The organism is Cryobacterium sp. PH31-AA6 (genome assembly GCF_030063195.1).
Classification (GTDB): Bacteria; Actinomycetota; Actinomycetes; order Actinomycetales; family Microbacteriaceae; genus Cryobacterium.
The window spans coordinates 1-10,568 of sequence record NZ_JASISS010000046.1; the positions used below are offsets into that span (position 1 = coordinate 1).

The 10,568-nt window shown below is 68.1% G+C and carries 8 protein-coding genes and 1 pseudogene; 6 read left to right on the forward strand and 3 right to left on the reverse strand.

Annotated elements, in window-relative coordinates; all coding sequences use genetic code 11:
* Positions 1-254, forward strand: a pseudogene (locus QMG61_RS16995) (hypothetical protein); the annotation flags it as partial.
* Between the two features lie 293 nt (positions 255-547).
* Here the strand turns inward: QMG61_RS16995 and QMG61_RS17000 are convergent.
* Positions 548-2,488, reverse strand: coding sequence for a primary-amine oxidase (locus QMG61_RS17000; RefSeq protein ID WP_283495521.1), 1,941 nt, complete (start codon positions 2,486-2,488; stop codon positions 548-550).
* Between the two features lie 154 nt (positions 2,489-2,642).
* On the opposite strand from QMG61_RS17000, the gene QMG61_RS17005 reads away from it, so the two are divergent.
* From QMG61_RS17005 to QMG61_RS17015, 3 genes are all read left to right on the forward strand, one after another.
* Positions 2,643-3,239, forward strand: a complete 597-nt coding sequence (locus QMG61_RS17005; RefSeq protein WP_283495522.1) for a TetR/AcrR family transcriptional regulator — start codon at positions 2,643-2,645, stop codon at positions 3,237-3,239.
* A 106-nt stretch (positions 3,240-3,345) separates the two neighbouring features.
* Positions 3,346-4,320 (forward strand): AraC-like ligand-binding domain-containing protein, encoded by a 975-nt coding sequence (locus tag QMG61_RS17010; RefSeq protein ID WP_502847058.1) that lies wholly within the window; start codon positions 3,346-3,348, stop codon positions 4,318-4,320.
* A 184-nt stretch (positions 4,321-4,504) separates the two neighbouring features.
* Complete coding sequence (locus QMG61_RS17015) at positions 4,505-6,004, forward strand: APC family permease (RefSeq protein WP_283495523.1); 1,500 nt, start codon at positions 4,505-4,507, stop codon at positions 6,002-6,004.
* A gap of 104 nt (positions 6,005-6,108) precedes the next feature.
* On the opposite strand, the gene QMG61_RS17020 is transcribed toward QMG61_RS17015, so the two are convergent.
* Entirely contained in the window at positions 6,109-7,131 is a 1,023-nt protein-coding gene (locus QMG61_RS17020; protein WP_283495524.1) for an aldose 1-epimerase family protein, read from the reverse strand.
* A gap of 9 nt (positions 7,132-7,140) precedes the next feature.
* Complete coding sequence (locus tag QMG61_RS17025; protein ID WP_283495525.1) at positions 7,141-7,989, reverse strand: DeoR/GlpR family DNA-binding transcription regulator; 849 nt, start codon at positions 7,987-7,989, stop codon at positions 7,141-7,143.
* Between the two features lie 85 nt (positions 7,990-8,074).
* Between QMG61_RS17025 and galT the strand changes: the two genes are divergently transcribed.
* Both galT and galK read left to right on the forward strand, forming a co-directional pair.
* The gene (gene galT, locus QMG61_RS17030) at positions 8,075-9,277 is read left to right on the forward strand and encodes a galactose-1-phosphate uridylyltransferase (protein WP_283495526.1); all 1,203 of its coding nucleotides are present in this window, start codon (positions 8,075-8,077) and stop codon (positions 9,275-9,277) included.
* Positions 9,274-10,437 (forward strand): galactokinase, encoded by a 1,164-nt coding sequence (gene galK / locus QMG61_RS17035; RefSeq protein ID WP_283495527.1) that lies wholly within the window; start codon positions 9,274-9,276, stop codon positions 10,435-10,437. Before galT ends, galK begins: the two co-directional genes overlap by 4 nt.
* Positions 10,438-10,568: the final 131 nt, after the last annotated feature.

Here is a 10,568-nt window from a genome sequence, read left to right on the forward strand (position 1 = left end):
GCGGCTGCATCTGGCCCGACTGCGACCGACCCCCATCCTGGACCGAAGCCCACCACCTCAACGACTGGTCACTCAACGGAACCACCGACACCGCCGACGGAACCTGCCTCTGCCACCCCCACCACCTACTACTGCACAACCAGGGCTGGGAAATCATCCGAGAGGGCAACCAGTACTGGCTGAAACCACCCGTCACCGTCGACCCGAACCAAACCCTCATCCCACTGAAGAGCAAGGCCGAACGCGCAGGGTGACGCTGACCTTGGGGTCTCGACAGGCTCGACCACCGGCGCTCGACCGCGCACTGGTTCGACCACCGGCGCTCGACCGCGCACTGGTTCGACCACCGGGCGGGCTGGTCTCGACAGGCTCGACCACCGCGGCTCGACCACCGGGGTCACCGGGTCTCGACAGGCTCGACCACCGCGGGTCGACCCCCGGGGCAGGTCCCGGTCTCGACAGGCTCGACCACCGGGGCTCGACCCCCGGCGCGGGTCCCGGTCTCGACAGGCTCGACCACCGCGGCTCGACCACCGGGGGCGACGGGTCAGCAGTGGCAGTGATCCTCAGGGGTGGCCGGGGTGCTTGCGGGCACGTCGAGCACCGGGCTGCGACCGAAGAAGCCCTCCGGCTTGAGCTTGAAGCCTGCGGTGTCGACCGGCATGATCGGCCAGTCTTCAATCCGTGGATAGTGGGTGAGACCGAAGGTGTGCCAGAGCACGATGTCCTGCCCATCCAGATCGCGGTCCGCCGCCATGTAGGCCGGAAGGCCTGCGCCACCCGCGTGCTGGTTGACGAAGTCGCCGGTTGGATACCGCTCGTCCTCGGCGAAGCGGGTGACCCAGAGGTCCTTGGTCGCGAACGCTGCCCGGCGTGCGATCGACGACTCCTCGTCGGCCAGCAGCGTCGGCTGCCCCTGCGGGTAGAGCTTGTAGCCGACCGGCTCGCCGAGCCGGTTGAGCACGTTCGGGTTCGAGACCAGCCAGGTGCGACCGCTGCGCATATCGGCCTCGCGCACCCCGTCCGCCTCGCTGGCCAGGACCGTGCGCTTACGGCTGAACGCGTTCCCGCGCTCGTTGCCGACGCCCATCGGCACGCGAACGGCCTCTTCTTCCTCGACCCGGTTGGTCAGTCCGTCGATGGCCATGTCCAGCCGGGCACTGAACAGGTGCTGGTGGAACGGTGCACCGAGCCCAGGGGCCAGCTCCGAGGCATACGGGTAGCCCTTGCCCGGATACGCGCTCGTGAAGACGACGCCGGTGGCCTTCGCCTCGAATTCGATGGTGCCATCGAGGTAGAGGTACCAGTAGAACCCGTAGTCGTAGTTGCCGATGGTCGTGAAGAAGGAGATGACCAGGCGGCGGTTGCGCCGGGTGTACTCGATTCCGGTCCACAGGTCACTGTGTTTGGCGAGGATGCTCCAGTCCTCTTCGTGCATGCAGATCCCATTGCGAATCTCGCGGGGGTTCCCGAAGCCATCCGTGATCACCGGGCTGAGGTAGGTGATCTCACCGAGGCAGTCACAGCCGAGCTCGAGCGAGTTGGCGTACTGGCCGACCAGGTACTCGCCGGTGTCGAAGTAGTTCTGCCACGAACGCACGGGCGCCGGGTCGCCGTATGGCACGACCATCTCCGCGATCGAGGCCCGGCGGATGATCGACCGGCGCACCCCTGCGTCGTCGAAGCCGATGTTGTGCAGCACGACGCCCTCGCGCACATCGAAGCCCACATCGAGGCTCCACTTCTCCCACTCCACGTGGTTGCCACCGGTGACGGTGAAGCTCGGGCCCTCTGGCTGGGTGATCTCGATCGGCTTGAGCGTCTCGCGGAGCGGGCCGGTCAGTGTGGGGTCGGTGTAGTTGCCGTGCTCGGCGGGGATCGGCACCACGCCGTAGTCGATGACCTGGTCGACGGTCTTGCTCACGATGTCCACGTAGGCGACGAGGCCGTCGATCGGGTGCGCCCACGGGCTGTCCTCGGGGAACTCCTGCACGAAGGCGAGTCCGCGCAGGATGCGCCGGCCCTTCTCCTCGGGGTATTCGAAGACGCCGGCCGACAGCGGAGCGACCCGCACGGTGGCGACATCCAGTCCGCGCGCGGCGAGCGCCGCCAGCCAGCGCTCGTCGCGGCCGAGGAGTTCCTCGACTGCGCCGAATTCCTCCTCGAGCACGGGCAGCTCGCCTGTGACCGCGGTGTCGAGCTCGACCACGGATTCGACCGCGTTCCGGGTCACCGAGACGGTGACATCCTTGGGCGCCGCACCGGAAATATCGTGCAGGAAGGCCCGGAAGCGCCGGTCCGGCTCCTCGGGAACCGTTGCCCGCGGCGGGTCGAGCAGGCCGAGGTAGGCGACCCGCACGCTCTCCCCGAGCAGGCCGGCTTCGGCCAGGATGCCCCGGACGGATTCGAGTTCGGCGACGGTGGTGAGCGCGTGCGCTCCGTCCAGGGGTGGCGCTGCGACGGGGGCGTCGGTGGAAGCGAGTGTCATGGGAACCCTTTCGAGGTTGTGGGCCAGGCAGGTGAATGCACGGGGCATCCAAATGCGTCACTGCATTTATTTCCTATGGTTGTAGAAGAATAGGGCTCACTATGCTCGGGGGCAAGAGTCAATTCCTGTGAGTTCGTTTTCGAGATGGGGACGCATGCCCAAAGTTGTCGACCACGATCAGCGCCGGGTCGAGCTGGTCGACGCGACCTGGCGCATCATCGCCCGGCACGGCATCGAGGGTGCAACGATGCGCGAAATCGCGGCGGAGGCCGGCTTCGCGAACGGAGCCCTCAAGCCCTACTTCCCCACCAAGGACGACCTGCTCACCTTTGCTTTCGGCCACGTCTTCAGCCAGACCAGCGAGCGGATGCGCGCCGCCACGGCCGGCAAGAGCGGGCTCGTCGCCCTGCGGGCCTACTGCCATGAGATCCTTCCGCTCGACGACGTGCGGATCAGCGAGGCCCGGATCGTCATCCCGTTCTGGCAGAAGGCACTCAGCGACCCCACCAAGGCGGACCTACACGATGCCTCGATGCTGCAGTGGCGGCAGGCCCTGCTCGTCCTGCTCACGGAATGTCGCACGAGCGGCGAGGTCCACACCCGGGTCAGCGACACGGACATCATCGGGCACCTGATGACGGTGGTGCTCGGCGCCCAGATCACCGCAGCCCTCTCGCCCGCCGAGCACTCACCGAACCAGCTGATCACTCAGCTCGACGGCTATCTCCAGCTGCTGGCCACCGGCGACTAACCCGCCACGCGTTTTTCGACGTTTGTGGAAAAAAGAGTGACATTCCCGGCGAACCCGGCTAAGTTACAGCAACAGCTTGTCTGGACACGACGGCAAAGGAGCCCACGTGACGGTGACTATCGAGACCCGACCGGCCACGGCCGTCCGCAGCTACGACCCCGTGCTGAGCGCCGAAGCCAACACATTCGGCGAGTGGCGCACCCTCGTCTCCGAATCCTTCGTACCGCTCGAGGTGCGCTCGGACGCCAGGGACTTCCATGGCACCCTGCGCTCACGGGTGCTCGACGATCTCTCCATCGTCGAGGTCACCGCCAACGGCCACCAGGTCCTGCGCACCCCAGCGCTGATTTCCAAGTCCCACCGGCAATACTTCAAGCTCAACCTGCAGCTCTCCGGCAGCGGAATCCTGGTCCAGGACAACCGCGAGGCCACCCTGCGCCCGGGCGACCTCGCCGTCTACGACACGAACCGGCCGTACACCCTGGCCTTCGAACAGGATTTCCGCACCCTCGTGCTCATGTTCCCCCACGACGCACTCGACCTGCCGGCGGATGCCGTCGCCCAGCTGACCGCGGTCAGAATGGCCGGCGATGCCGGACTGGGCCGGCTGATCAGTCCGTTCATGGTGCAGCTGGCCGAGAACCTCGACGCTCTCTCCGGTTCGACCGGGCATCGGCTCGCCTACAACGCCGTCGATTTGGTCGCGACGATGTTCGAGAGCGAGTTGAGCATCCGTCGCGAGCCGCAGCCCGGGACCCGGGGCGACCTGCTCGCGAGCATCCACCGCTACATCGAGTCCGAACTCGGCGACCCGGAACTGTCGCCCGCGGCGATCGCGGCCGCGCACTTCATCTCCCTCCGGCAGCTGCACAACGTGTTCCACGCGGCCGACACCACGGTGTCCGGCTGGATCAGGGCTCGGCGGCTCGAACACTGCCGCCGGGACCTCCGCGACCCCATTCTCACGCTGCGCTCGGTCGGGGTGATCGCCGCACGCTGGGGATTCATCGACGCCGCCCACTTCAGTCGGATCTTCCGCACGGCGTTCGGCGAACCGCCAAGCAGCTACCGCCGCGGTTGACCGGGAGTCCGGCGCCCCTTTCGTCGCTGGTCGTCAACTGGCGTACCCGGAAAGGCAAGTCCGCTCCCCGGCGTTCGGGCAGAGTCGTCAGAGCGGACCCGCAGGCGAAGGATGCAAGCCGCACCCCATCGCCCGGCGCCCTCTCCACCCGCATTCCGTTGTGATCTCAATGAGGAGTAAACCCATGACGACTACCCGCATCGAGGCCGAACCCGAGACTGCCCTTCACAAGGGGCGGCTCGGGGTCATCGGCATCGTCTTCTTCGTGGTCGCCGCAGCGGCTCCGCTCGTCGGAATGACCGGCGCGGTTCCCGTGGCGATCGTGCTCGGCAACGGCGCGGCCGCCCCCGGCGCCTACCTCATCGTCGGCATCACCCTGCTGCTCTTCAGCGTCGGCTACGCGGCCATGAGCCAACGAGTGACCAATGCCGGCGCCTTCTTCGCCTATGTCGGCCGTGGCCTCGGCAAACACCTGGGCACTGCGTCGGCATTCGTGTCGATCCTCGCCTACGTGGCCATCCAGCTCGCGGTCTACGGGTTCTTCGGCGGGGTCCTGGCCGCCCAGGTCGGACTGCTCCCCTGGTGGGCCTGGACGCTGCTCGCCTGGGTCGTGGTCACCCTGCTCTCCCTGCTCAGCGTCGACGTGGGCGCCAAGGTCCTCGGCGTTCTCATGCTCCTCGAGCTCGCGGCCCTCGTCGTCACGTCGGTCGCGATCCTCGCCGACGGCGGGCCGGAGGGAATCAACTTCTGGGCATCCTTCAACCCGGCGGCGATCCTGGCCGGCGGACTCGCCGGCTCGGCCGGTATTGCCTTCGCATTCGCCTTCGCCTCCTTCATCGGCTTCGAGGCCACGGCCATCTATGGCGAAGAGTCCAAGGACCCCAAGACCGTTGTGCCACGTGCAACCTACCTGGCCGTCGGCGTGATCACGGTGCTCTTCGCCGTCACCGCCTTCGCCATGGTCACCGGGATGGGCGCGTCCTCGGTCGTCGAGAAGACCGTGGAGCTTTCAACCCTCGACGGCGTACCGCTGGCCGACCCGGCCGCGGTGCTCTTCGCCCTCGCCTCGCAGTACGTCGGTCCGTGGATGGCAACCCTGATGGGGATTCTCGTGCTGTCGAGCCTGTTCGCCGGATTGCTCGCCTTCCAGAACGCGGCGAGCCGCTACCTGTTCGCGCTGGCTCGCGGCGGGGCCCTGCCCGCGCCGCTCAGCCGGGTGAACCGACGAGGCGCGCCGAGCACGGCATCCGTGGTCACGTCGGTCGTCACCGGGCTCGTCATCGCCGTCTTCGCGATCTTCCAGCTCGACCCGGTGCTCAACATGTTCTACTGGTTCAGCGGGCTTGCCGTCGTCTCGATCGTGCTGATCGAACTCCTCGTCTGCATCGCCGTCATCGTCTATTTCAACCGGAACAAGGGCAGTGAGAACCTGTTCCAGACGGTCATCGCACCGGTCCTCGCGGCGATCGGCCTTGTGCTCGGCGAGTACCTGCTGATGAGCCGCTTCGGTCTGCTCGCCGGCACGGTCGCCGAGGGTGTCGACCCCACGGTCACCTCGTGGGGGCTGAGCCCGATCGGCTGGGTCCTCGTGGCACTGCCGTTCGCCCTGCTCGCCGGCGGCTATGTGCTCTCGCTCATCTCCCACAGCGAGACCGAGGAACTGGTCAAGGACGTGCTCTCCTAGCCCCGAACCGTCAGGACGTCGGCCGGACGCCCGCGGGGAACGCTCGCCGCAGTCGCGGGCGTCCCCGTGGGCGTTTTCCTGTCAGCCGGGATTCGGCGCGCGGCTCAGACGGACAGGCCGCTGTGCCGGATGCCCCAGCGCACCGTCCAGGACTCGCCGGGTGCCAGCCAGCGCAGTCCGGCCCCGGTGTTGAACGCGTTCGCCGGTGCCGTCATCGGCTCCACCGCGACCGCAAGCCCCGGGGTCTGCCCGGCGGCCCCGGCAACGGGGAAGACGCGAGGCGTGAAGACCTGCACGTAACGCATGTTCTCGTCCCCCCAGACGCTGACGCTGCGGCCGTCCGGCGCGGTCAACGTGTGCTCCACGGCAGCCCTGTCGACGTCAAGTTCATCGACGTCAAGTACGTCGGCTTCCAGCTCGTCGGTACCGGCGTCGGTACCGGCGTCGGCGACTTCCCGCATCGTGACGGTGAAGCCGTCGTCGAGGTTGAGGTCGCGCAGCAATCGTCCGGTTCGAAGGTCGTAGTCGGTGCCGTCCACGGCCGCTTCGCCGACCGGGTTCAACCGCTCGTCTACCTCGATGCGCGTGCGCGTCGGCACGGTCAGGGTGAGGTCCTCGGTGGGGACCCCGCTGATCTTGAGGTACGGGTGGGCCCCGATGGCGATCGGGGCGGCATCCGTCCCGACGTTGCGCACGGTGTGGGTGACGGAGAGCCCGTTGTCGGTGAGGGCGTAGCTGACCGTGGTATCGAGCTGAAACAGGTAGCCGCTCTGGGGGAACACCGTCGCGGCGAGGGTGACGGCCGACGTGCTGCGGTCGAGCAGTCGATAGGGCGAGAGACCGAGCAGGCCGTGGATGGCGTTGTGCTCCTCCGGCTCGTTGAGAGCCAGCTGCTGCTCCACTCCGTCGTGCAGCCACACGCCGTCACGGATGCGATTCGGCCAGGGCACCAGCACCATGCCCGCGCCCTTGGGCGGAATCACCTCGGCGGGGAAGGTTTCGACCAGGTCTATTCCGTCTACGGAATACGCCCGGAGACCGGCGCCGACCTCGGTGACGATCGCCAGGGCAGGTCCACTCGGTGTCGCCGCCCGCAACTCGTACTGTGTGCCTGTCGCTGCTCGCATGGGTTAAGCCTAGTGCGGCTGGAGAACGGTCAGACCGGCGTCACGAAGGGGCGCCAGTCGGTCCGGCGAGGCGTCGGCATCCGTGACGAGAGTGTCGAAGGCGGCGAGCGCGCCGATGCGCCCGAGGTGCACCCGGCCGAGCTTGGATCCGTCGGCCACGATGATCGCCCGGGTCGCGGCCGCGAGCATGAGCGTCTTGACCCCGGCCTCCGGGAGGTTGACGTTGGTGACACCGCGGTCGGCATCCACCCCGTTGCAGCCGATGAAGGCCAGGTCGGCGTGCACCTGGCCGAGCACGGTCGCGGCCAGCGGCTCGACCAGGGAGTGCTGCAGGGGGCGCAACGAGCCACCGGTGACGATCACCGTGAATCGGGGGATGGCCGGTTCGAGCTCGAGTGCGATGCTGAGACCGTTGGTGATGACGACGACGTCGGTCAGCTCGGTGCGGGCGAGCAGGGCCCGCGCCACGGCCAGCGTGGTCGTGCCCACGTCGAGAATCACACTCTGCCCGCTCGAGACGAGCGAGGCGGCGAGCACGCCGATCTGCTGCTTGGGCAACACGGATGCCGCGAGCGCTTCCTCAAAGGAGGGCTCCCGGTCCAGCCGCGGCCCGGTTCCCGTCGCGGGAACCGGCACGGCGCCACCGTGCACGCGCTGGACCGAGCCGGCGGCTTCGAGCGCGTCGAGGTCGCTCCGCGCGGTCACCCCTGACACCCTGAAAGCCTCGCGCAGCTCGCTGACCCGTACGAAGCCGCGCTCCTCGACGAGCATCTGGATGCGCTCCCGCCGCTGGTGCGGGGGCAGGGCCTCCCGATCGGGGTTTGACTCCGGGGCAAGGTCCTGCGGGGATTCCGACATGACTCAATCTTCACTTAGTTTGCTTTGGTTTTCAATCCGAAACCACTAGTTTCAGTTACGCAAATTTGTTATCGTGGTCAGTGCCATGAATACAGACAGCTTCGTAGCCGACACCGGCATCATCCGTCACCGCCATACTCTCGCGGATGGCCGCGACCTCATCTACTTCGATGACCCGGACAGCACACTCCCGCCGGAACGCGCCGCAGACCTGCGCGAACTCGACCCGCGGCCCGCAACGGCTCGGATGCGCCAGGACCCGCTGAGCGGGGAATGGGTGTCGATCGCCGCGGCACGTCAGAACCGGGTATTCCTGCCGCCGGCGCACCTCGACCCACTTGCGCCGTCGACGCCGGAGAACCCCTCGGAGGTGCCGAGCAATTACGACGTGGCCGTGTTCGAGAACAAGTCCCCGTCGTTCGGGCCGCTGCTGACCGACGACGACGCCCCCACCGGCCTCGACGACCTGACCGAGATCGGCCTGGGTCGCATCCGCACCTCGGTCGGCCGCTGCGAGGTCGTCTGCTTCAGCCCGGCCACGGAGGGCTCGTTCGGCAGCCTGTCGGCCACCCGGGCCCGCACCGTGATCGAGGCCTGGGCCGAACGCACCCACGCACTCGCGCAGCTCCCCGGGATCGAGCAGGTGTTCCCCTTTGAGAACCGCGGTGAGGCCATCGGCGTCACCCTGCACCACCCGCACGGCCAGATCTACTCCTACCCCTACGTCACGCCGCGCACCCAGCGGGTGATCGCCGCCCTGGACTCCTACGGGCCCACCCTCTTCGCCGACATCCTCGCCACGGAGCAGGCCGGAGAGCGGGTCATCCTGACCGGTGAGCACTGGACCGCGTTCGTTCCGTTCGCGGCCCGGTGGCCGATCGAGGTGCACATGCTCCCCCACCGCCACGTGCCGGACTTCGCCGGCACAACGCTGGCCGAACGCGACGAACTCGCCGTGCTCTACCGTCGGCTGTTGCGCGGTATCGACGCCATCTACGCCACGCCAACGCCGTACATCGCCGCCTGGCACCAGGCCCCGGTGAACACCCGCCGCGACGAGATCCGGCTGATGTTGCAGGTGACCAGCCCTCGCCGGGCCGAGGACAAGCTCAAGTTCCTGGCCGGCTCTGAGGCCGCCATGGGCGCCTGGATCGGCGACGTCACGCCGGAGCAGGCCGCAGCCACGATTCGCGCGGCACTCGAACGCTCCGATGCGGCCGACGCCGCCGCGGATGCCACCGGCCCCGCCGCGCGGGCCACCACCCTTCCCGGAAAGGCCCAGTCATGAGCGACCTCAACCACACGGCAACCGCAGGTTTCGAGTCCCGGTTCGGCCAGTCGCCGGCGGGGCTCTGGTCGGCCCCCGGCCGAGTCAACCTCATCGGTGAGCACACCGATTACAACGACGGCTTCGTCTTCCCGTTCGCGATCGACCGGCGCACGGTCGTGGCGCTCGGACTGCGCACCGACCGCCTGATCCGGGTGGCCAGTTCGTTCGCCGAGGACACCGTCGAACTGTCGCTGGACGATCTCACCCCGGAGAACCTCGGCGGCTGGTCCGCCTACCCGCTGGGTGTCGCCTGGGCCCTCGGCCAGTTCGGTGCCGACCTCGCGGTCGTTCCCGGCTTCGAGGTGTTCATCGACTCCGACGTGCCCATCGGCGCGGGGCTGTCCTCCTCAGCCGCGATCGAAAGCGCGGTCGCCGTCGCGCTCACTGACGTCTGGGAGCTCGAACTGGACCGTCCCATGCTCGCTCGGGTCGGTCAGCTCGCCGAGAACCGTGCGGTCGGGGCGCCGACCGGAATCATGGACCAGTCCGCATCCCTGCTCGGCCGGGCCGACGCGGCCGTGTTCCTCGATTGCCGGAGCCTCGACGCCGAGCTGATCCCGCTGGGCTTCGACGCGGCCGGCCTCGAATTGCTCATCATCGACACCCGGGTGAGCCATGCCCACTCCACCGGCGGCTACGCTTCCCGCCGGGCATCCTGCGAGAACGGTGCGCGCCTGATGGGGGTGTCGTCGCTGCGAGACCTCGACGTGAACGACCTTGCCCGGGCCGGTGAGCTGCTCGACGACGAGACCTTCCGCCGGGTGCGTCACGTGATCACCGAGAACCAACGCGTGCTCGACACCGTGCGAACCCTGAGGGAAGAGGGCCCGACGGCGATCGGCGCCCTGCTGGATGCCTCGCACGTGTCGATGCGGGACGACTTCGAGATCTCGGTTCCCGAGCTCGACCTCGCCGTCGAGGTCGCCCGGGCATCCGGTGCCATCGGCGCGCGGATGACCGGCGGCGGCTTCGGCGGTGCGGCCATCGCCCTGACCCCGCATGCCCTGGTCCCGGTCGTCTCGGCCGCCGTCACGTCCGCCTTTGCGGCCCGCGGATTCGGTGCGCCCGACCTGTTCGTGGTGCGCGCGGCAGACGGCGCCGCCCGCGAGCAGGCCTGACGCCACCCCCGGCGCCCTCCTCCCTGCCCAAACAGCGCGCCGAACTGTGAGTTAAGCACCGCTTCGGCAGAAGAAATGGCTGCACTTCTCACAGTTCGGCGAGTGAAGACCGGAGCATGAGGGAGGGAGGG